The 20,847-nt window shown below is 68.4% G+C and carries 22 protein-coding genes; 13 read left to right on the forward strand and 9 right to left on the reverse strand.

Annotated elements, in window-relative coordinates:
* The first annotated feature begins 45 nt into the window (after positions 1-45).
* Positions 46-1,398 carry an FAD-binding oxidoreductase gene (locus tag AAY78_RS19245; RefSeq protein WP_197077692.1) on the forward strand — a complete coding sequence of 451 codons (1,353 nt, stop codon included), beginning with the start codon at positions 46-48 and terminating at the stop codon, positions 1,396-1,398.
* Between the two features lies 1 nt (position 1,399).
* Here the strand turns inward: AAY78_RS19245 and AAY78_RS10765 are convergent, their stop codons facing one another.
* Positions 1,400-2,089, reverse strand: a complete 690-nt coding sequence (locus tag AAY78_RS10765) for a response regulator (protein WP_046748305.1) — start codon at positions 2,087-2,089, stop codon at positions 1,400-1,402.
* Positions 2,086-3,372, reverse strand: coding sequence for an ATP-binding protein (locus AAY78_RS10770; RefSeq protein WP_046748306.1), 1,287 nt, complete (start codon positions 3,370-3,372; stop codon positions 2,086-2,088). Before AAY78_RS10770 ends, AAY78_RS10765 begins: the two co-directional genes overlap by 4 nt.
* A 145-nt stretch (positions 3,373-3,517) precedes the next feature.
* Between AAY78_RS10770 and AAY78_RS10775 the strand changes: the two genes are divergently transcribed.
* Positions 3,518-4,957, forward strand: a complete 1,440-nt coding sequence (locus AAY78_RS10775; RefSeq protein WP_046748469.1) for a cation:dicarboxylate symporter family transporter — start codon at positions 3,518-3,520, stop codon at positions 4,955-4,957.
* 54 nt (positions 4,958-5,011) lie between these two features.
* Here AAY78_RS10775 and AAY78_RS19930 read toward each other — a convergent pair whose 3' ends face one another.
* Positions 5,012-5,188 carry a DUF5302 domain-containing protein gene (locus AAY78_RS19930; protein ID WP_017830923.1) on the reverse strand — a complete coding sequence of 59 codons (177 nt, stop codon included), beginning with the start codon at positions 5,186-5,188 and terminating at the stop codon, positions 5,012-5,014.
* A 31-nt stretch (positions 5,189-5,219) separates the two neighbouring features.
* Positions 5,220-5,804: a DedA family protein gene (locus AAY78_RS10780; protein WP_127012277.1), complete on the reverse strand. Its 585-nt coding sequence runs from the start codon at positions 5,802-5,804 to the stop codon at positions 5,220-5,222.
* 140 nt (positions 5,805-5,944) lie between these two features.
* On the opposite strand from AAY78_RS10780, the gene AAY78_RS10785 reads away from it, so the two are divergent.
* A complete protein-coding gene (locus AAY78_RS10785) occupies positions 5,945-7,885 on the forward strand; it encodes a GDSL-type esterase/lipase family protein (RefSeq protein WP_046748308.1) in 1,941 nt (646 codons plus the stop codon).
* Positions 7,886-7,897: 12 nt separating this feature from the next.
* On the opposite strand, the gene AAY78_RS10790 is transcribed toward AAY78_RS10785, so the two are convergent.
* Positions 7,898-9,208, reverse strand: a complete 1,311-nt coding sequence (locus AAY78_RS10790) for a UDP-glucose dehydrogenase family protein (RefSeq protein ID WP_046748309.1) — start codon at positions 9,206-9,208, stop codon at positions 7,898-7,900.
* Between the two features lie 359 nt (positions 9,209-9,567).
* Here AAY78_RS10790 and AAY78_RS10795 point away from each other — a divergent pair, with 359 nt between their 5' ends.
* From AAY78_RS10795 to AAY78_RS10815, 5 genes are all read left to right on the forward strand, one after another.
* Positions 9,568-11,844 carry a polyribonucleotide nucleotidyltransferase gene (locus tag AAY78_RS10795; RefSeq protein ID WP_046748310.1) on the forward strand — a complete coding sequence of 759 codons (2,277 nt, stop codon included), beginning with the start codon at positions 9,568-9,570 and terminating at the stop codon, positions 11,842-11,844.
* Positions 11,845-12,063: 219 nt separating this feature from the next.
* On the forward strand, positions 12,064-13,092 hold the full coding sequence (locus tag AAY78_RS10800) for an aldo/keto reductase (protein ID WP_218867343.1): 1,029 nt from the start codon (positions 12,064-12,066) through the stop codon (positions 13,090-13,092).
* Positions 13,093-13,161: 69 nt separating this feature from the next.
* A complete protein-coding gene (locus AAY78_RS10805) occupies positions 13,162-13,764 on the forward strand; it encodes a histidine phosphatase family protein (RefSeq protein ID WP_046748311.1) in 603 nt (200 codons plus the stop codon).
* A 99-nt stretch (positions 13,765-13,863) separates the two neighbouring features.
* Positions 13,864-14,604, forward strand: a complete 741-nt coding sequence (dapB, locus tag AAY78_RS10810; RefSeq protein ID WP_046748312.1) for a 4-hydroxy-tetrahydrodipicolinate reductase — start codon at positions 13,864-13,866, stop codon at positions 14,602-14,604.
* A complete protein-coding gene (locus tag AAY78_RS10815) occupies positions 14,604-15,038 on the forward strand; it encodes a hypothetical protein (RefSeq protein ID WP_052748741.1) in 435 nt (144 codons plus the stop codon). Before dapB ends, AAY78_RS10815 begins: the two co-directional genes overlap by 1 nt.
* Positions 15,039-15,070: 32 nt before the next feature.
* Here AAY78_RS10815 and AAY78_RS10820 read toward each other — a convergent pair whose 3' ends face one another.
* From AAY78_RS10820 to AAY78_RS10830, 3 genes are all read right to left on the reverse strand, one after another.
* On the reverse strand, positions 15,071-15,496 hold the full coding sequence (locus tag AAY78_RS10820; RefSeq protein WP_046748314.1) for an OsmC family peroxiredoxin: 426 nt from the start codon (positions 15,494-15,496) through the stop codon (positions 15,071-15,073).
* Between the two features lie 80 nt (positions 15,497-15,576).
* Complete coding sequence (locus AAY78_RS10825) at positions 15,577-16,152, reverse strand: DUF4395 domain-containing protein (protein ID WP_046748315.1); 576 nt, start codon at positions 16,150-16,152, stop codon at positions 15,577-15,579.
* A 20-nt stretch (positions 16,153-16,172) separates the two neighbouring features.
* Positions 16,173-16,586, reverse strand: a complete 414-nt coding sequence (locus AAY78_RS10830; protein WP_046748471.1) for a TlpA family protein disulfide reductase — start codon at positions 16,584-16,586, stop codon at positions 16,173-16,175.
* A 116-nt stretch (positions 16,587-16,702) separates the two neighbouring features.
* On the opposite strand from AAY78_RS10830, the gene AAY78_RS10835 reads away from it, so the two are divergent.
* Genes AAY78_RS10835 through AAY78_RS10845 form a run of 3 tightly spaced genes read left to right on the forward strand, consistent with a single transcriptional unit; the run spans position 16,703 to position 18,746 of the window.
* Positions 16,703-17,512 carry a thymidylate synthase gene (locus AAY78_RS10835; protein ID WP_046748316.1) on the forward strand — a complete coding sequence of 270 codons (810 nt, stop codon included), beginning with the start codon at positions 16,703-16,705 and terminating at the stop codon, positions 17,510-17,512.
* Positions 17,509-17,985, forward strand: a complete 477-nt coding sequence (locus tag AAY78_RS10840; protein WP_046748317.1) for a dihydrofolate reductase — start codon at positions 17,509-17,511, stop codon at positions 17,983-17,985. Before AAY78_RS10835 ends, AAY78_RS10840 begins: the two co-directional genes overlap by 4 nt.
* On the forward strand, positions 17,985-18,746 hold the full coding sequence (locus tag AAY78_RS10845) for an SDR family NAD(P)-dependent oxidoreductase (protein ID WP_046748318.1): 762 nt from the start codon (positions 17,985-17,987) through the stop codon (positions 18,744-18,746). The genes AAY78_RS10840 and AAY78_RS10845 overlap by 1 nt, the downstream gene beginning before the upstream one ends.
* Positions 18,747-18,778: 32 nt before the next feature.
* Here the strand turns inward: AAY78_RS10845 and AAY78_RS10850 are convergent, their stop codons facing one another.
* Positions 18,779-19,342, reverse strand: coding sequence for an NUDIX domain-containing protein (locus tag AAY78_RS10850; RefSeq protein WP_046748319.1), 564 nt, complete (start codon positions 19,340-19,342; stop codon positions 18,779-18,781).
* 45 nt (positions 19,343-19,387) lie between these two features.
* Between AAY78_RS10850 and AAY78_RS10855 the strand changes: the two genes are divergently transcribed.
* Positions 19,388-19,807: an EF-Tu/IF-2/RF-3 family GTPase gene (locus tag AAY78_RS10855; RefSeq protein ID WP_046748320.1), complete on the forward strand. Its 420-nt coding sequence runs from the start codon at positions 19,388-19,390 to the stop codon at positions 19,805-19,807.
* Between the two features lie 28 nt (positions 19,808-19,835).
* Positions 19,836-20,813, forward strand: coding sequence for a 4-hydroxy-tetrahydrodipicolinate synthase (gene dapA, locus AAY78_RS10860; protein WP_046748321.1), 978 nt, complete (start codon positions 19,836-19,838; stop codon positions 20,811-20,813).
* The last annotated feature ends 34 nt before the right edge of the window (positions 20,814-20,847 follow it).

The following is a 20,847-nucleotide window of genomic DNA, read 5'->3' on the forward strand; positions in this document are numbered from 1 at the left end:
CATGACGCCATCGACGATGTCCGAGGGATGTCGTACGGTGGCGTCATGCCAACGCACCCCGCCATCGTCGCGCTCCAGGACCGACTGACCGGAACCCTCGTCCTTCCCGCAGACACCGCGTACGCCGCGGCGCGTCGACCGTGGAACCTCGCGATCGAGCAGCATCCAGATGCGGTCGCGACGCCCGCCGACGTCGACGACCTCCGTGTCCTCCTGCGCGCAGCACGGGAAGCGGGGACGAGCCTCGCGATCCAGCCGAGCGGCCACGGCGCATCCGGCGACCTGCGTGGTGCCGTCCTGGTGCGCATGAGCGCATTCGACGAGCTGTCCCTCGACCTCGAGAGCGGGGTCGCGACGGTCGGCGCCGGCGTGCGCTGGGGCGCGGTCGTCGAGGCGCTGGAGGGAACCGGCTGGGTCGCGCCGGCCGGCACCAGCCCGGTCGTCAGCGTGGCCGGGTACACACTGGGCGGCGGGCACTCCTGGTTCAGCCGCACGGGCGGTCTCGGCTCCGACAACCTGCGCGCGGCATGGGTGCTCCGCCCTGACGGCACGCATGAGCGCATCGACGATGACACCGACAGCGACCTCATGTGGGCATTGCGCGGAGCCGGAGGCCTGGTGGGGATCGTGACCGCGCTCGAGATCGAGCTCGTGCCGGCACCGGACACCTGGGGCGCCAACCTCACCTTCGATGCCGTCGACGCTCCCGCGGTCGTCCGTGCGGTCCGCGACCTCGCCGCATCAGCAGCCGCGACGCTCAACGTGTTCGTCAACTCGATGCGCATGCCGGATGCGCCGGAGCTGCCGGAGCAGATCAGGGGACGCAGCTTCCTCACCGTCCAGGTGCTGTCGACCGATGGGCCGCAGGACGAACTGGTCGACACGGTGCGTAGAGCAGGGGAGGTGCGCAGGGAGATCACCGGTCCGACTTCGCCCGCTGCACTGGCCGCCGCCTCGAACGAGCCCACGGAGCCGACCCCTGGCCGGGGTGCTTCGATGGCTCTGAGCATCCTCGACGACGAGACGATCGATGCCCTCCTCGAGTTCAGGGAGCTCCCGGAGCACTGGCCGATCATGGGCATCGACCTCCGCATGCTCGGCGGTGCCTTGAACGCCCCGCGCCGCTCGGGCTTCGCATCGCTGCAGTCCGTCGGCTGGCTTTTGCACGCTCTCGTCCCGGTCATCCCCGGTGTGCCGACCGAGCCGGGCGACGCGAGTCTCGTGGCGTTCCGCGAGCTCCTGGCGCCGAACGAGGCCCCGCAGACCGTGGCGACCTTCCTCGGCCCTGATCAGTCGCTCGACCGATGCGGCACCGCCGACGATGTCGCCCGACTGCGCAGCGTGCGGTCGCGCGTGGACCCCGAGGGACTGCTCCACGAAGGACGACTGCCGCGCTGACCTAAGCGGGAGGCGGTCCGGGGCGTCTCCAGTCGTACTCGGTCTCCGGTCGTCCCCGTGTGCCGTAGCGTGCGCCCCGTGTCAGCACACCCTCGGCGACCAAATGCTCCAGGTAACGGCGCACCGCGACCCGAGACATGCCGAGTCGCTCGGCTGCCTCCCGCGCCGAGAGCGGTCCGCCGGCGCGCAATTCCGCGGCGACCCTGTCCAAGGAGGTCGTCGAGAGTCCCTTGGGCAGCGCGATCGTTCCCGTGGAGCGGCCGAGCAGTGCATCGATCTCCGCTTGGGTGGCCTCGCCCTCGGTGGAGCGCGCCTGTTCCCTGTATGCGCGGTACTGTTCCATCCGCTCGCGGAACACAGTGAACGGGAACGGCTTGACGAGATACTGGAACACCCCGAGCGCAGCCATCTGCCGCACCGACTCGGCGTCGCGCACACTGGTGATCGCGATCACGTCCAGCGCTGCGGAGCGTGCTCGGAGCGCACGGAGCACGTCGACACCCGAGCCGTCCGGCATCGTGATGTCGAGCAGTACCAGATCGAATGCGCCGGGTCGATCGAGCACTGCCGTCATCGCGGCGCGGGCGCCCGTGCACTCGCCGGTCACCTCGAAGCCGTCGAGACGGGCAAGGTAGTCGCGGTGCAGTTCGAGCGTGAGTGCGTCGTCGTCGACGAGGAGCGTGCGGATCATCGCCGCCGCCCTTGCCGTTCGCCCGCGGCGGGGAGGACGACTCGGAAGGTCGTCGGGGCATCCGTCACCGTCACCGAGCCACCTGCCCCGCTCACCACCGAGCGCACGAGGGCCAGGCCGATGCCGCGCCCTTGCGCATCGGCGGGTTTCGTGGAGAATCCCTGGTCGAACATCCGCTCGCGCACGGCTGGCGCTATTCCGGGACCGCTGTCGGAGACCTCCAGCACGATTCCATGGCCGTCGTGCGCGCGCAGCGAGACCCGCACCCACCGGTCGTCCGACTCGGCCGCGGCATCCATGGCGTTGTCCACGAGGTTGCCGAGCACGGACACGGCGTCCACGGTCGACAGAGGAGTGCGGGGAGTGTCCGGCTCGATGTGCACCCGCCAGTCGATGCCGCGTTCCTTGGCCTGCGAGGCCTTTCCGAGGAGGAGCGCTCCGACGGCCGGATCGCCGTGGCGTCGCGCGGTCACCTGGTCGACGAGGGACTGGCTCTGACGGGACGTCTCCGTGAGGATCTCGATCGCCTCGTCACGGCGTCCGAGTTCGAGCAGGGCCACCGCGGCGTGCATCCTGTTCCCGTGTTCGTGCGTCTGCGCCCGCAGCGCTTCCCCCAGGGTGCGGATCGATTCGTACGACGACACGGCGTCGCGCAGCTGGCCGGGCGGGAGGTCGCCGGCGATTCGGCGGGTCACGCGGCGAGCGATGATCGCGCCACCGGCGCCGAGGGCGACGAGGGCGATCGTGATGCCGAGCGTGAGAGGCAGGCGGCGGATCAGCGTATCGCTGATGGACTCGGTCGTCACCCCTGCGGCGACCCAGCCGATCAGGTCGTCATCCGGCGCGGTGACCGGGACGATGGTCCGTACCGATGGTCCCAGGGTGCCGGTGAACTCCTCGGTGAGCGTGCGCGGCGACGCGGGGATCGTGCCCAGGTAGGTTCCGCCGATCTGGTCGGCGTCGGGGTGGGTGATCCGCGTGCCGTCGGGAGTCATCACCGTGATGAAGTCGAGCCCCGCACCGGCGACCACGGTCAGCGAGTAGGGCTCGAGCACCCGTGTGGCCGCTTCCCGGTCGTCCGAGCTCAGACCGTCGATCACGTCCGGGGAGGCAGCGAGCGAGACGGCAGTGGCGGCCGTGACCCGTTCCGCCTCGGCGCGGATCGATCGTTGCGCCTCCAGCACCAGGAAGCCCGCGACGAGGATGCCGATCACGACGGCGGCGACCAGCAGCACGGCGAACACACGGGAGGCGGTGCTGCGGGTGCGGGAGGGGCGCGCCATCGCTTCCTCCGATCGTCGATGCTCAGGTGCCGTGACCAATACGACCACAACTCGCCCCGATGCGGGAAGTCGAGGACCGTGAACTCTGATCGGCGGCGAAGCAGCCGCCCACCGGACGATGACGTCGATGATCGAGGAGGACGCGATGGCGCTCACAACAGGATTCTCACTGCCGAAGTTCAACTGGCGGCGAGGGAAGCAATCGTGGGACCGGCACACCTGGCTGTATGTGTCGGTGCTCCTGGCGGTCGTGCTCGGTGCGGTCGTCGGTCTCGTCTGGCCCGAGGTGGGACAGGGTTTCGAGCCGCTGGGCAAGGGATTCGTGGCTCTGATCAAGATGATGATCGCCCCGATCATCTTCTGCACGATCGTGGTCGGAGTGGGGTCGATAGCCAAGGCGGCCACCGTCGGCAAGATCGGCGGACTCGCGCTGCTGTACTTCATGGTCATGTCGACCTTCGCCCTCGCGATCGGTCTCGTCGTGGGGAACATCATCCACCCGGGCTCCGGACTCGACATGGCCTCGTCGACGTACGATGCGGTCGAGGCGGAGGCCAAGACGACACAGGAGTTCATCCTCGGCATCATCCCGACCACGTTCTTCTCGGCGTTCACGGGTGAGAGCGTGCTGCAGGTGCTGTTCATCGCGCTCCTCGTCGGCTTCGCCCTGCAGGGGCTCGGCGACCGTGGCGCCCCGATCATGGACGCGGTCAAGCAGCTCCAGAAGCTCGTCTTCCGCATCCTCGGCATGATCCTGTGGCTGGCTCCGCTCGGGGCCTTCGGCGCGATCGCCGCCGTGGTCGGCAAGACCGGTGTCGCCGCGATCTGGAGCCTGGGCACGCTGATGGTCGCCTTCTACATCACCTGCATCCTGTTCATCGTCGTCATCCTCGGGGTACTGCTGTGGACCGTCACACGGGTGAACATCTTCGAGCTCATGAAGTACCTCGCCAGGGAGTACCTGCTCATCGTCGGCACGTCTTCCTCGGAATCCGCGCTGCCCCGGCTGATCGCGAAGATGGAGTTCGTCGGCGTCTCCAAGCCGGTCGTGGGCATCACCGTTCCGACCGGGTACTCGTTCAACCTCGACGGCACGGCCATCTACCTGACGATGGCCTCGCTGTTCATCGCCACGGGCATGGGCCAGCCGATGACGATCGGCGAGCAGATCGGTCTGCTCGTGTTCATGATCATCGCGAGCAAGGGCGCCGCCGGAGTCACCGGCGCGGGCCTCGCCACCCTCGCCGGCGGCCTCCAGGCATACCGCCCCGACCTGGTGGACGGTGTCGGGGTGATCGTGGGCATCGATCGGTTCATGTCGGAGGGGCGAGCACTCACGAACTTCACCGGCAATGCGGTCGCGACCCTGTTGATCGGCACGTGGACGAAGCAGATCGACCGCGACCGCGTGCGACGCGTGCTCAGCGGGGAGCTGCCCTTCGACGAGTCTCTGCTCGACGGCGTCGATGCGCACGAGCCGGTGGGCAGCGCCCAGGCCGCTGACATGCAGGAGCTCCGCGAAGCGGCGGTCTCCGAGATGGCGGCGAAGGAGGAGCGGGCCCGGCTCCGCGCCGACCGCCGCTGAGACGGAAGTGGGGGATGCGGGAGCCCGGCCGAGCCGGCTCCCGCATCCGCGCGGTCAACCGCTCTTGCGTCGGAACTCGCGCCGCGTCTGCGGGGCGTTCGCACTGTGCACGGCGGAATCGCCGTCGAGGTGTGCCTCGCCCTGCCGGTGGTGCGCGTTCTTCTTCTCGAGCGCTTCCTTGAACTTGCGCTTCATCTCCTCAGAAGAGGAGGCGCCTTCTTCGGTGCTCATGACCCGAGCCTAGGGCACGTGCCCGGGTGGGTCACCCTCTGGAGCGACGCACGCACAGGTCGATCAGCGCCCCGATCCCGATCGCGAGCACGATGGAGACGGGCACGGCCACGAGCGGACCTCCGGGGACGAGCGTCGCGACAGTTGCGCCCACCGCGGCCTGGTACAGCGCCCACCCGGTCGCAGCGAGACTGACGAGCGCGAGGTAGCGCGGCGGGTGGACACGCGATGCCCCGGCGACCAGATTGATCGCAAGCCGCGCGAACGGCACGAACCTCGCGGTGAACAGCACCGTGGCCATCCCGCCGTCCAAGCGGCGGCGAGCCCAATCCAGAGCCTGGAGCACTCGTGGTGCCCGCATCCACCGCCAGCGCTCGGTGCCCACCGACCACCCGATGAGGTAGCAGCAGGCGTCACCCAGAGCCGCGGCGACGGCGGCACACACGACCACAGCCCACAGGGGCGGGGAGCCCGTCGTGACCGCGATCGCACCGAGGGCGGTCACCGCGACCTCACCAGGCACCACGACGAAGAAGGCGTCCCCCACCACGAGCACGCTCATCAGGACCAGGCTCCAAGGGCCAGCGAGTGAGGCGGTCAGCAGATCCGTCGGCACGTCGCCCACTCTGCCCCCAGAGGGTGAACGGGAACCAAAGAACGGATAGCCGGTGACCCGTTCTCCAGCATCCGGTGAACATCCGGTGCAGAAGGGCGTCTGCGGGCGTCCCCGCTCGTGCGGACCGTCATCCTGGGCCTGTGAGAGTAGCGATCGTCACCGAGTCCTTCCTTCCGCACATGAACGGTGTCACCGGCTCGGTGCTGCAGATCCTGCGACACCTCGAACGGCGAGGGCATGAAGCTCATGTCGTCGCGCCCGCGGCCGTCGGCGCACCGTCCGAGATCAGCGGTGCCCCCGTCGAACCGATACCGAGTCTCGCTCTTCCGGGGTACCGGCACGTGAGGGTGGGAACGTCGAGCGCTCACCGCATCGCCACCTCGCTCGCTCGCTTCCAGCCCGATGTCGTGCACCTCGCTTCCCCTTTCGCATTGGGGTGGCGTGGGGTGCTGGCCGCCGAGCGCCTGGAGCTGCCGGCCGTCGCCGCCTATCAGACCGACGTCGCCGCATACACCGAGCGCTATCGGGTCGCGGCGACCACGGGCATCGCCCAGGCTCACATCGCCCGCCTGCATCGACGCGCCACCATCACCCTCGCGCCCTCCGCCGACTCGGCCAGGCAGCTCACCGCGCTGGGTATCGACCGCGTGCGTCGCTGGGGGAGGGGCGTCGACGCCGAGCGGTTCCAGCCGTCGCGACGCGACGGCGCGCTCCGAGCCGGCTGGGGCGCCGACGTCGTCATCGGCTACGTCGGACGTCTCGCGCCGGAGAAGCAGGTCGAAGACCTCGTCGCACTCCGCGGTATCCCCGGCACACGCCTGGTGATCGTGGGGGACGGGCCCAGCAGAGCGAAGGTGGAGGGACTGCTTCCCGATGCCCTCTTCCTCGGCCACCTCGACGGGGACGCGCTCGCCGCGGCGATGGCATCTTTCGACCTGTTCGTCCACCCCGGCGAGAGCGAGACATTCGGTCAGACCCTGCAGGAAGCCCATGCGAGCGGTGTCCCCGTGATCGCGACGGGTCGCGGCGGTCCGCTGGGTCTCGTGCGCATGGGCATCGACGGATGGCTCTACCGGCCGGGGGACCTCGACGACCTGCGGGGTCGGGTGTCCGACCTCGCCGGCGATGCGCGCAAGAGGCGGGCTTTCGGCGAGGCCGGGCGCGAAGCCGTGCAGGAGCGCAGCTGGGAGAAGGTATGCGACCAGCTCCTCGACCACTTCGACGAGGCGAGGACGCTGCATGCGGTGGACTCCCGGGCTCGCGCTCGTCGCCTCGTGCGGCCCGAGCCGCCCGCGACGATCGTCTCCCGTCGGTGGCGGCGGTACGTCGCGCTCGGTGACTCTCTCACGGAAGGGCTCTGCGATCCGGCCCCCGATGGTGCGCTGAGAGGATGGGCCGACCGTCTCGCGCTCCTGCTCGCCGCCGGAGGAGGTCTGCACTACGCGAACCTGGCCATCAGGTCCAAGCGCGTCCGGGACGTCGCCGGACTGCAGCTGGCCAGGGCACTCGAGCTTCGGCCCGACCTCGTGTCGATCCTGATCGGTGCGAACGACCTCGTGAAGCCCCGCGTCGATGTCACCGCGCTCGCCGCGGAGCTCGAGGACGCCGTGCGCCGGCTGCGGGGAATCGGGGCGGACGTGCTCCTCGTCACGCCCTTTCTCCCCGACCGTCGCGCTGCGTCGATCTATACGCGGAGGTTCTCCGCCTTCGCCACCGCGTTGAGCGGGATCGCCGCCCGCACCGGCGCGATCCTGATCGATACGGATCTGTACCCCTCGCTGGCCGAGCGCGCGAACTGGGGCGAGGATCTGGTCCACCTGAGCAGCCGGGGCCACCGTTTCCTCGCCTACCGTGGCGCCGAAGTGCTCGGTGTCCCCGATGCCGATGCGCTCGGGGTGCTCGACGCAGCGATGCACGACCATGAGACCATCGGTGCCGGTGTGTGGTGGCGACGGCATGCGCTTCCGTGGGTCTGGCGCCGCCTCAACGGTCGCGCGGCGGGTGACGGGAGGATCGCGAAGCACGATGGCTACGTGTACCTCGGTCGGCCGTCTGCGGCGTTCGCTGCGGTCGTGCCCTGAGACCCCGCTCGCTCAGCGCCGACCCATGCCGTGGTACTGCCAGCCGGCGGCGCGCCACGCGGTCGAGTCGAGGCAGTTGCGGCCGTCCACGATGACCCGGCCCCGTACGAGTGCCCCGGCGTGCTCCGGCGAGAGGTCCCGTCGATACTCATCCCACTCGGTGACGACCACGACGGCATCGGCCTCCCGCAGCGCCTCGTCGCGGTCACGGGCGTAGCCCAGCTGCGGATGCGCCTTGGCCGCGTTGTCGACGGCAGCGGGGTCGGTGACCATGACATCAGCGCCCAGACCGCGAAGACGCACGGCCACGTCGAGGGCCGGTGAGTCCCGGATGTCGTCGCTGAAGGGCTTGAACGCCGCTCCCAGCACGGCGATCCTGCGACCGAACACCAGACCGCCCAGTGCATCCACGACGAGCTGCACGGCTCGATCGCGACGCCGGAGATTGATCGTGTCGACTTCACGCAGGAAGCCGACCGCCTCGCCGCGGCCCAGCTCTTCCGCCCGCGCGGCGAACGCCCTGATGTCCTTGGGCAGACAACCGCCGCCGAATCCGATGCCCGCGCCGAGATAGCGCCGCCCGATCCGTGTGTCATGGCCGAGCGCATCGGCGAGCAGAGTGACATCTGCGCCGGACGCCTCCGCGATCTCCGCCATCGCGTTGATGAAGGAGATCTTCGTGGCGAGGAAGGCGTTCGCCGCTCCCTTGACCAGTTCCGCGGTCGCGAGATCCGTCACCAGGAACGGCACCCCGCTTTCGACGGCGGCACCGTACACGTCACGGAGGATCCAGACCGCGCGCTCGCCGGCGGCATCCGACTCGGCACCCACGACGAGACGGTCCGGTGTCAAAGTGTCGTGCACGGCCCAGCCCTCGCGGAGGAACTCCGGATTCCAGACGAGCGTCGCACCCGTGGGGGAGATGCGAGCGGCGAGCTCGCCTGCGGTGCCGACGGGAACAGTGGATTTGCCGGCCACCACGTCTCCTGGGCGCAGGTGGGGGAGCAGATCGTCGACAGCCGCGTCGACATAGCGGAGATCTGCGGAGTGCGCACCCGGGGTCTGTGGGGTGCCGACAGCGAGGAAGTGCACGTCTGCGCCCCCGGCATCGGCCATCCGCGCGCTGAAGCGGAGCCTTCCGGTCGACAGGCCTTGCGCGATGAGCTCGGCGAGTCGTGGTTCGAAGAACGGCGCAGCGCCCGACGCGAGCGCGGCGACCTTGTCCCGGTCGACGTCGATGCCCACGACGTCGTGTCCCAGGGAGGCCATGGCGGCGGCATGAACGGCTCCGAGATATCCGCAGCCGATGACGGAGAGGCGCATGAACCCACCACAGCGGATGCCCCCCTCGCTTCGGCATCCACGGGGTGAACGTGTCGTGGCCGGTCGATGGCGGATCCGCGTCGCGCGCCGACTCGCAGGATTCGAGGTCCGCGCTGATAGAGTGGATGAGGTTGATGTCTGTCAACCGCACAATTTCATATCGACTCATGGAGCGATCGGCGGAGAAGCTGGTCCCCTGTGGTGGGTTCCTCGGCAGATGTCGGGTGGCTTTCTACTGGTGGCCAGCGCAGGCGAGATTCGCGGGAATGCCCGCGCGCCCGAACCCTTCCGTTCCGCTCCTTTGAACATGCTCGCGCGTCACATGGATTCGCGAGTCTAAACAAAGAAGGAGAGACCTCTTGGAAGGTCCTGAAATCACCGCCACCGAGGCCGTTCTCGACAACGGCCGCTTCGGCACCCGCACCATCCGCTTCGAGACCGGCCGCCTCGCGCAGCAGGCTCAGGGCGCAGTCGCCGCGTACCTCGACGGCGAGACCATGCTCCTCTCGGCCACGAGCGCAGGCAAGCACCCGCGCGAGGGCTTCGACTTCTTCCCGCTGACGGTCGATGTCGAAGAGCGCTCCTACGCCGCCGGCAAGATCCCCGGCTCGTTCTTCCGTCGTGAGGGTCGTCCCTCCACCGAGGCGATCCTCGTCTGCCGTCTGATCGACCGTCCGCTGCGTCCGTCGTTCGTCGACGGCCTGCGTAACGAGGTCCAGGTCGTCATCACCGTGATGTCGATCGCTCCCGGCGAGTTCTACGACGCTCTCGCCATCAACGCCGCATCCGCGTCGACCCAGATCTCGGGTCTCCCGTTCTCGGGTCCCGTCGCCGGTGTGCGCCTCGCGTTCATCCCCGGCCAGGGCGAGCACGCCGACCAGTGGGTCGCGTTCCCGACCGCCGAGCAGGTCGCGGAGGCCGTGTTCGACCTGATCGTCGCCGGTCGTGTCGTCACCAAGGCCGATGGCACCGAAGACGTCGCGATCATGATGGTCGAGGCTGAGGCCACCGAGCACAGCTGGAACCTGATCAAGGCCGGCGCCACCAAGCCGAACGAAGAGATCGTCGCTCAGGGTCTCGAGGCCGCGAAGCCGTTCATCGCTCAGCTCGTGAAGGCTCAGGCCGAGCTCGCCGCCACGGCGTCGAAGGAGCCGGGCGTGTACCCGGTCTTCCCGGCGTACAGCGACGAGGTCTACAGCTTCGTGTCCGAGCGTGCGTTCGCCGAGCTCAGCGACGTCTACCAGATCGCCGACAAGGTCGAGCGTCAGACCGCCGACGACGCGATCAAGGACCGCGTGAAGGCGGAGCTCATCGAGGCCACCGAGGCGGGTTCGCTCCCGGCCGCAGCCCCGCTCGAGTTCTCGGCCGCGTACAAGTCGGTCACCAAGCGGATCGTCCGCGGTCGCATCCTCACGGAGGGCGCTCGTATCGACGGTCGTGGGCTGGCGGACATCCGTCCGCTCGACGCCGAGGTGCAGGTCATCCCGCGCGTGCACGGCTCTGCGATCTTCCAGCGCGGCGAGACCCAGATCCTGGGTGTCACCACGCTGAACATGCTCAAAATGGAGCAGCAGATCGACTCGCTGTCGCCTGTGACGAGCAAGCGTTACATGCACCACTACAACTTCCCGCCGTACTCGACCGGTGAGACCGGCCGTGTCGGTTCGCCGAAGCGTCGCGAGATCGGGCACGGCTTCCTGGCCGAGCGCGCCCTCGTGCCGGTGCTGCCGAGCCGCGAGGAGTTCCCGTACGCGATCCGTCAGGTGTCCGAGGCGCTCAGCTCCAACGGTTCCACCTCGATGGGCTCCGTCTGCGCGTCGACCCTGTCGCTGCTGAACGCGGGTGTGCCGCTGCGCGCCCCCGTCGCCGGTATCGCGATGGGTCTCGTGTCGGACGAGGTCAACGGTGAGACTCGCTACGCGGCTCTGACCGACATCCTGGGTGCGGAGGACGCACTCGGCGACATGGACTTCAAGGTCGCCGGAACCAGCGAGTTCGTCACGGCCATCCAGCTGGACACCAAGCTCGACGGCATCCCGACGCAGGTTCTCGCCGGTGCGCTCACCCAGGCTCGTGAGGCTCGTCTGACGATCCTCAACGTCCTGAACGCTGCGATCGACGCTCCCGACGAGATGGCGCCCACCGCGCCTCGCGTCATCAGCGTGCAGATCCCGGTCGACAAGATCGGCGAGCTGATCGGCCCGAAGGGCAAGACGATCAACGCGATCCAGGATGAGACCGGCGCGCAGATCTCCATCGAGGAGGACGGCACCGTCTACATCGGCGCCACCGACGGCCCGTCGGCTGAGGCCGCTCGTGCCCAGGTCAACGCGATCGCCAACCCCACCAACCCGGAGGTCGGGGAGCAGTTCCTCGGCACCGTCGTGAAGATCGCCACCTTCGGTGCGTTCGTCTCGCTGCTCCCGGGCAAGGACGGCCTCCTGCACGTCACCGAGGTGCGCAAGCTCGCCGGTGGCAAGCGGGTCGAGAACGTCGACGACGTGCTCTCGGTCGGCCAGAAGATCCTCGTGAAGATCACGAAGATCGACGACCGTGGCAAGCTCTCGCTCGAGCCCGTCCTCGACGACGCTCCTGCCGCTGAGGCTGCCCCTGCAGAGGACGCAGCCGCCGAGTAAGCGCGACGTTCGAACGGAACCCGGGCCTCTTCGCGAAGAGGGGGCCCGGGTTTCATCGTCCAGTGGTGTGACCAAATCGTTATCCGGTGTTTCCGCGCCGTTCCCCGGATTGGTCGGGGCGTCCGGGGAATTCGCTTACTCTCGAAGTACGCACCGGGGGGTGCAGATCCAGCAGGTACGCAGGTCGGCACGCACCGATCGACGCGGGGGTGAGAGAGAATGCGGTTGTTCAGCGTAGGCGCAGGAGCGTCTGAGGAAGGCGCCAAGCAGGGCGTTGCCGAGCATCCGTCCGCGCCCATCCCGATCGTCGGACCGGGGATAGGGGAGTCCATCCGCGTCGCCCTGGGCGAAACGGGTTTCGAGACGTTCCCTCTGATGCTCGGCGCGGCGGAGTTCGGCTGGAACGTCGACCTCGAGACCAGTCACGGCATTCTCGACCGCTATGTGGAGTTCGGCGGAAACGCCATCCACACCGCTGACGGCTTCTCCGGCGGACGCAGCGAGCACATCATCGGGCAATGGTTGCGGTCGCGCGGTCAGCGCGAGCGCAGTGTCCTGAGCGTCCGCATCGGCGCCCACGCCGACAACCCCGGCCTCGGTTCGGTCAACCTCGTGCGTGCCGTCGAGGGATCGCTGACCCGGCTCGGTGTCGACCGCATCGATGTGCTCTATCTCGATGCCACCCTCGACGCGACGACCAACCTCGAAGACACCTTGGCGACCGTCGAATGGATGACGGATGCCGGGAAGATCGGTTCGGTCGGTGCATTCGGCTTCGCCCCGGAGCGACTCGTGGAAGCACGCATCCTGGCCGCGGCCGGTTACCCGCGCATCCAGGTGATCGACACTCCCTACAACCTGGTCCGCCGTCAGCCGTTCGAGGGTGATCTTCGCCTCGTGGCCGGTGCGCAGAACCTCGCCGTCACGCCGTCTCACGCGCTCGAGCACGGATTCCTGTCGGGTCGGCATCGCAGCAAAGCGCTCACGTCGCGCGGTGTGCGGGGCGAGCAACTGCGTGGTCATCTGAACCGCCGGGGGATCAAGATCCTGCGCGCTCTCGATCAGGTCGCCGAGGAAGTGAGTGCTCCTGTCGCGGCGGTCTCCATCGCCTGGTTGCTCGCTCAGCGTACGATCGCCGCGCCCATCGTCAACGCGTTCGCGAGCGATCACGTCGATGAGCTGATGCAGGGAGCGGGTGTCTCGCTCTCGCGCAGCCAGGTGTCCGATCTCACCCGGGCGGGTAACTGAGCTTCCAGCCGCCCGTGACATAGGGTGGAAGAGAGGTCCGGCGGATGCTGGCGATGAAGCGAGCGATTTGTGACGCACTACATTTATCTGGTCAGACACGGTGAACATCAGGATGCCGAGTACGGGCTCGCAGACGGACCCCTCTCGCCGAGGGGGCAGCGTCAGGCGGAGCTGATCGCGGATCGGCTGTCCGGGCTCCCGCTCGACGCCGTCTGGCATTCCCCGCTGTTGCGCGCGAACGAGACGGCGCGGGCGATCGCGGCTCGTCTGCCGTCGGTGGATCCCGAGCCCACCGCGCTGCTGTTCGACTGCGTCCCGACCGGGATGACGGAGGAGACTCCTTCCGTGTTCGAGCCGTTCTTCGGTTCCGTCACCGAGGCCGAGATCGAGGCTGGGCGGGCGCAGATGTCCGATGCCGTCAATGAGTTCCTGGTGCGCAAGACCGGAGACGTGCACGAGGTGCTCATCACCCACAACTTCGTGATCTCCTGGTTCGTGCGGGAGGTGCTCGCCGCACCGGAGTGGCGGTGGATGACCCTGAACCAGTCCCATTGCGGGCTGACGGTGATCGCTCAGAAGCAGGGGCGGCCGTGGACGCTGCTCACGCACAACGACACCGGCCACCTTCCGGTGGAACTGCGCACCGGGATCCCCGATGCGCTGCTGGTCTGAGCGCCCCGCTCCGACGCGCCTCCGCGGTGTCGCGGAATCCGAGGTGTCTGCCCGCGCGCCCCTGACCGTGCGCTGTCGGCCGCGAAATAGACTGGATGCATGACCACGCAGGTAGCACTCGTCGGCGGAACCGGGAAGCTCGGCACGATCATCGGTGCGGTGATCGAAGAGCTCGACGGGTTCGAGGTGAGCCGTGTGCTGACCTCTTCCAGCGATCTCGCGGAGATCGACGGTGCTGACCTGGTCGTCGATGCATCGACGCCGCAGGTGAGCATCGAGGTGGTGCGCGCAGCCGTCGAACGTGGCATCAACGTGCTGGTCGCGACCTCGGGCTGGTCGGCGGAGCGGATCGCGCTCGTACGTCCTCTCGTCGAGGCGGCCGGCACCGGTGCCGTCTTCATCCCGAACTTCTCTCTCGGCTCGGTCCTCGGGTCAGCGCTGGCGGCGGCCGCTGCGCCCTTCTTCGGCTCGGCAGAGATCATCGAAGCGCACCGCGAGACCAAGATCGACTCGCCGAGCGGAACGGCCGTGCGGACCGCGGAACTGATCGCGACCGCGCGCGCGGAGCAGGGGCCCGTCAGCGCACCGCATGCGGACCAGCGTGCCAGGGGGCAGCAGGTCGGCAGTGTGCCCGTCCACTCTCTGCGGCGCCCCGGGGTCGTCGCCAAGCAGGAAGTCATCCTCTCCGGCCCGGGGGAGTCGCTCACCTTCACACACGACACAGTGGACTCGGCTCTCGCCTATGCCCCGGGGATTCGGCTCGCCGTGCCCTTCGCCCTGAAAGCCGACGGCGTGTTCGTGGGTCTTGAGCACATGATCGACATCGGCATCCGATCGTGATGTCGCGTATCGGCGTCGCATTGATGGCCGCGGCGCTGCTCCTCTATCTCGCCGTCGCGATCTGGCTCGCGGTGATGTTCATCTCGGTCGGCACCGGCGTGTCCATCGGCATGGGGGTCACCCTGCTCGTGCTGGCACCGATCGGAGCATGGGCGCTGGTCCGGGAGATGATGTTCGGCTTCGGCGCCGATCGTCTGGGACGCCTCCTCGATGCGGAGGGCGGGATGCCTCCGGTCGAGACGGAACTGACGCCCAGTGGGCGGATCGCCCGCGCGGATGCCGATCCGCTGATCGCCCGGTACGCCGCAGAAGCGGATGCGGCGGGTGACGATTGGCGGGCGCGCTATCGGCTGGGTGTGGTCCAGGACGCGGCGGGCCGCCGGAAAGACGCCAGGGCCAGCATTCGCGAGGCGATCCGGCTCTCGCGCCGCTGACCCTGGTGTCCTGAGCGGATTCCGCGCCGCGATCAGGCGAGTGTCGCCTCCAAGGTGATATCGATCCCCGAGAGCGCCTGAGACACCGGGCAGCCCGTCTTGGCTCCGTTCGCGATCTCCTGGAACGCCTCGGGCGTGAGATTCGGGACCGTCGCATTGACGTTGAGGTGGCTGCCGGTGATGCCGACGCCCGGCTTGAACGTGACCGACGCCGTGGTGTTGACGCGCTCCGGCGGAGTGCCGTTCTCGGCGAGCGCGTGGGAGAGCGCCATGCTGAAGCACGATGCATGCGCGGCCGCGATGAGCTCCTCGGGCGTCGTGGTCGTGTCGCTGCCCTCGCTGCGCGCCTTCCAGTTGATCGGGAAGGTGCCGAGATGGGACGACGAGAACGCGACCGTACCCGACCCCTCCATGAGCGATCCGGTCCAGGTGCTGGCGGCTTCGCTGGTGACAGGCATGATTCCTCCGGTTCTCGCACTGCGGGCGCAGCGTCGGCTGGTCGCCAGCCTACCGAGCGGCGGAGGGGCGGGGAACAGCCTCAGGCGGCGGCAGGCCTGCCGATGAGCCCCGCTCGCTGCAGCACGAGGTAGAGCTGGCAGCCCAGGCAGAAGGCGAATGCCGCGTTGAGGAAGGCCGCTACGAAGGCGGCAGCGGTCGCGATCGGCAGAGCCCACGGAACGCCGAGGAGGTGCAGCACGAGACCGATACCCACCACGAAGAGTCCGACACCCTGCGAGAACCTCGGAGGGCGGGGGTCTTCGAGCTCGGCGGGCGGAGCGAGACGCGGTCGCACCGCTGTGCGGAACAGCGCGCCCCAGGGAGCGGTCCGCGGCGACACCACACCCCACAGGAACAGCGCGGCGGCGACGGCGGTGAGGAGGAAACCGGGATCGAGAGCGCGCTGCGCGAAGGAGGCGGAGGAGATCGCCCACCCCGTCGGCGTGAAGGAGGCATCGGCGAGCGGCTGGTACGCGAACCAGCCGAACGTCGCGGCACCCGCCTGCGCTGTGGATATCCCCGTCAGTGCGAGGAACGTCGCCACCAGCAGCAGCACCGCGGTGATCGCTGCGGCGAATCGGGGGCCTCTGGGGTCGATGCCGGCGGGATTGCTCATGGATGCTCCGTTTCTTCGGCTCAGAGGGTTGCGAGGGCGTCGGTGAGGGCATGCCGGTGAGGGACACCGTGGAATCGCGCGCGCACGGCACCCGACCCGTCCACGACGAAGGTGGTCGGTGTCTGGAGCACCTTGTAGCGGGTCGAGAGGTCGGGACGGTGAGTCAGATCCACCTCCACATGGCGGAGACCCTCGTGTTCGGCGGCGTATGCGCCGAGCAGCCTGCGCACCTGCGGACACCGCGCGCACATCTCAGTGCTGAACTGCACCAGGGTCGCCCGGGACCCGAGTTCGGCGGAGTCCGCATCCGTGGGGACGAAGTGAAGCGTGCCGCCGTCGCGTCGCCGACCGTCACGGCGTCGCAGCGCGACACCGATGAGCGTCGCGAGCACGAGCAGTGCAGCAGCGAAGCCGAGGGCCAGGGCGGGAGACATGGGTCGAGGATATGCCGCTCCAGGGCGCTCGGGGCCGATGTTTCCGACGATGACGGCGACGTCCCGGGGCGCGCTCATCCGCCCGACAGGGTGAGGGTGGCGGTATCGTGGCTGTCATGAGCGCAGCCGTCCCGACTCCTTATGAAGATCTGCTCCGAGACGTCCTGGAGAGCGGCACGCACAAGTCCGATCGCACCGGCACCGGCACGACGAGCGTCTTCGGTCGACAGATCCGCTTCGATCTGTCGAAGGGGTTCCCGCTCATCACGACCAAGCGCGTGCACTTCAAGTCCATCGCCTACGAGCTCCTCTGGTTCCTGCAGGGCGATTCGAACGTGGGGTGGCTTCGGGAGAACGGCGTCACGATCTGGGATGAGTGGGCGGACGAATCCGGCGACCTCGGTCCTGTCTACGGGGTGCAATGGCGTTCCTGGCCGACGCCCGACGGCGGCAGCATCGACCAGCTCTCCGAGGTGATCGAGCAGATCCGACGGTCGCCCGATTCGCGGCGGCTGATCGTCTCGGCATGGAACCCCGCCGACATCCCCGACATGGCGCTCGCGCCGTGCCACGCGCTGTTCCAGTTCTACGTCGCCGACGGCAAGCTCTCCTGCCAGCTGTACCAGCGCAGCGCGGACATGTTCCTCGGAGTGCCGTTCAACATCGCTTCCTACGCGCTCCTCACGCTGATGATCGCTCAGCAGGTGGGGCTCGAGCCCGGCGACTTCGTCTGGACCGGCGGCGACTGCCACGTGTACGACAACCACGTGGAGCAGGTGCGCGAGCAGCTGAGCCGTGAGCCTTACGCATACCCGACGCTGCGTTTCGCGCGGAAGCCCGAGTCGATTTTCGACTACCGCTACGAGGATTTCATCGTGGAGGACTACCAGCACCACGCGCCGATCAGGGCGGCGGTCGCGGTATGACGTGGGTGGGCTTGATCTGGGCCGAAGCGCACGGTGGCGTGATCGGCGCGGAGGGCGGCATGCCGTGGCATGTGCCAGAGGACCTGGCTCACTTCAAGGAAGTCACCCTCGGCGCTCCGGTCGTGATGGGGCGCAAGACCTGGGACTCTCTCCCTGAGCGCTTCCGTCCGCTCGCCGGCCGCGAGAACATCGTGGTGACCCGGCAGCAGGACTGGTCCGAGGAGGGCGCGCGTCGCGCGGCGACGGTCGCCGAGGCGGTCCGCGGACTCGACCGGGCATGGATCATCGGCGGTGCGGAGATCTTCCGACAGGTGATCGGCGACGCGGACCGTCTGGAGGTCACCGAGCTCGACCTGGACGTCGCCGGCGACGTGTACGCCCCGGACAAGAAGGGCTGGCGCCTGGTCGACGAGGGGGAGTGGCAGACCTCCCGCACCGGCGTCCGGTACCGCTTCCTGGGATACGAGCGCTGATGCCCACCGCGCTGATCACCGGAGCAAGCGCAGGGCTGGGCGCCGAGTTCGCCCGTCAGCTGGCGCGGCGGCGGGCCGACCTCGTCCTGGTGGCGCGCTCGGTGGGCGCCCTCGAGAAGCTGGCGGCGGAACTGCGGAGCGAGTACGGGGTCGCGGTCGAGATCGTGTCCGCCGATCTGGCGGAAGAGGCAGGAGTCGAGAAGGTCGCGGAAAGGCTGCGCGACACCACGGACCCTGTCGACCTTCTCGTGAACAACGCGGGGTTCGGATTGCCTCTGCAGTTCGCCGACAACGACATCGACGACGAGGTCCGTCACCTACGGCTGCATGTGGAGGCGTCGATGCGCCTCATGCATGCGGCGCTCCAGTCCATGCGCGGTCGCGGCGGGCGCATCATCAACGTCGCCTCGGTCGCGGGATTCATCTCGCGCTCGACCTACTCCGCATGCAAGGCATGGCTCATCGGCTTCAGCCGCTGGGCCAACGCCGAGTACACGAGGGACGGAGTCTCCGTGACGGCGCTGTGCCCGGGTTTCACCCACACGTCGTTCCATGAGCGGATGGGGCTGCCGGTGGGTCAGGAGGGTGTTCCCGCCATCATGTGGCTGAATGCGCGAGACGTCGTCAGGATCGGCCTTCGCGATGCGGCGCTCGGCAAGTCGGTGTCGGTGCCGTCGCTGCGATACAAGGCGATCGTCGCTCTGGCGCGCGTGCTGCCGAGTTCACTCACCTCCGGTGTGGCCCGTCGCGGCCGGGTCTGATCACAGACCTTTCCGGGGTCGATCCGCGAGGTTCAGCGGAACCTTCCGAGCCGGATCCCGGCTTTCGCGATGGCGGCGATCGTCTCGCCGTCCGTGATCGTGTCCTCGGCGATCATCGTGAGGACGTCCTCGAACGGTACCCAGGAGACGGCGCGGATGCCTTCTTCCGCCTGCGTCTCGGCGGAGACGCCGCGTGATGCGTCTTCGCCCGGCATCGGATGGAGGTCGCGGGCGAGGAAGACGTGCTCCGGGGCCTCGGCGATGCCGTTCAGAGCCAGCATGCCGCCGAGAGGGGTCCAGTCGGCCGCCTCGTACCCCGTCTCCTCGCGGAGTTCGCGCTGAGCCGCGACGAGTGGGTCCTCCCCGTCGCTGCCACCGGCCGGAATCTCGACGCTCGTGCCGACGGTGTATCTGTCGATCGTGACGAGGCACACGCGCTCGTCCTCGTCCATCGCGACGACGAAGACGGCCGGATGCTGCATGGAGACGACACCGTAGATGCCCTCGTCGCCTGAGGGCCCCGTGATCCGGTCCTCTCGCACGCGGATCCATGCGTTCTCGTACTTCGTGTCGGTGCTTCGTGTGAGCCAGCCCATCCCACGAGCGTACGGCGGAGCGCCCCCGGTCCGTACGATCGGTGCATGGGTTTGTTCAGGAGAAAGCGCGATCCTCAGGGTGCCGATGAGGTGCTTCAGGCGTACAACGCTGCGGAGGCCGCTCGCCTCGCGGACCTCACCGCGGGGATCTCCGCCGATACGGCCGCGCCCCTGACTGTCGGCAGTGAGGCCGGAGCCGGAGAGGTCGCCGTCGAGGACGTGTTCAGGATCACCGGCCGCGGTCTCGTGGCCACGGGCAAAGTGAGCCGCGGTGTCGTCCGCGTCGGAGACGCCGTCTCGGTCATCCGTGACGGTGCCGCGCTGTCGACGACCGAGATCACCGGAATCGAGATGTTCCGTAAGCGCGCGAACGAGGCGAGGGCCGGTGACATGGTCGGGGTGCTCCTGGCAGGGAAGAACGACGTCGCCCGCGGGGACGTCATCCGCGTCTTCGCGTCCGCATGACCTGTGGTCGAACCGATACGCTGGGTCTATGACGCACTCGGGCAACCCCTTCGGACAGGTTCTCGTCGCGCTTGTCACTCCGATGACGGCCGACGGCGAAGTCGACTGGCCCGCCGTCGAGAAGCACATCGATGACGTGATCACCGCGGGAGCGGACGGCATCGTCGTGACGGGAACGACCGGCGAGACCTCGACTCTGACGGACCCCGAGAAGCTCAAGCTCGTCGAGGTCGGCAAGTCCGTCTCCGCAGGTCGGGCGAAGATCATCACGGGTGGCGGGTCGAACGAGACCGCGCACGCGATCGAGCTCTACAAGGCCAGCGAGAAGGCAGGCGCCGACGGCATCATGATCGTCACGCCGTACTACAACAAGCCCACGCAGGCGGGCATCCTCACACACTTCCGTCTGGTGGCCGACGCCACCGACCTCCCGGTGATCCTCTACGACATCCCGGGCCGGACCGGTGTGCCGATCAAGTACGAGACGATCCTGCGTCTGGCGAAGCACCCGAACATCCTCGCTGTGAAGGATGCCAAGGGCGACTTCTCCGAGGTGAGTCGGGTGCTGAACCAGACCGATCTCATGTACTTCTCGGGCGACGACGCGAACGTGTTGCCGCACCTCGCGATCGGGGCGACCGGGTTGATCGGCGTGACGGCCAACGTCGCCGCGGCGCCGTACCGCACGATCATCGACGCGGTGAACGCGGGAGACCTCGCCACGGCCACGGCGGAGCACAAGCGGCTCGAGCCGCTCGTCCGCGCCGTGATGACGCATGTGCCTGGGACCGTCGCGGCCAAGTACATCCTGCACGGACTCGGTCGCATCTCGAGTCCGCGCGTCCGACTTCCCCTGGTCGGTCCCGAGGAATGGGAGGCGGCGCTCATCGAGGATGAGCTCGACCTCGTCCAGGACGTTCCCGGTGCCGACTTCTCGAACTTCCGTCCCGACCGCAATGCGGCCGCGGGCGGTGCCCTGCCGAAGGTGCACGGCACGACGCGCTGAGTCGCGTCGCCATGAACGAACGGACGCGCGGAGT

The organism is Microbacterium sp. Ag1 (assembly GCF_001005635.1).
In the GTDB taxonomy this organism is placed as follows: Bacteria; Actinomycetota; Actinomycetes; order Actinomycetales; family Microbacteriaceae; genus Microbacterium; species Microbacterium oxydans.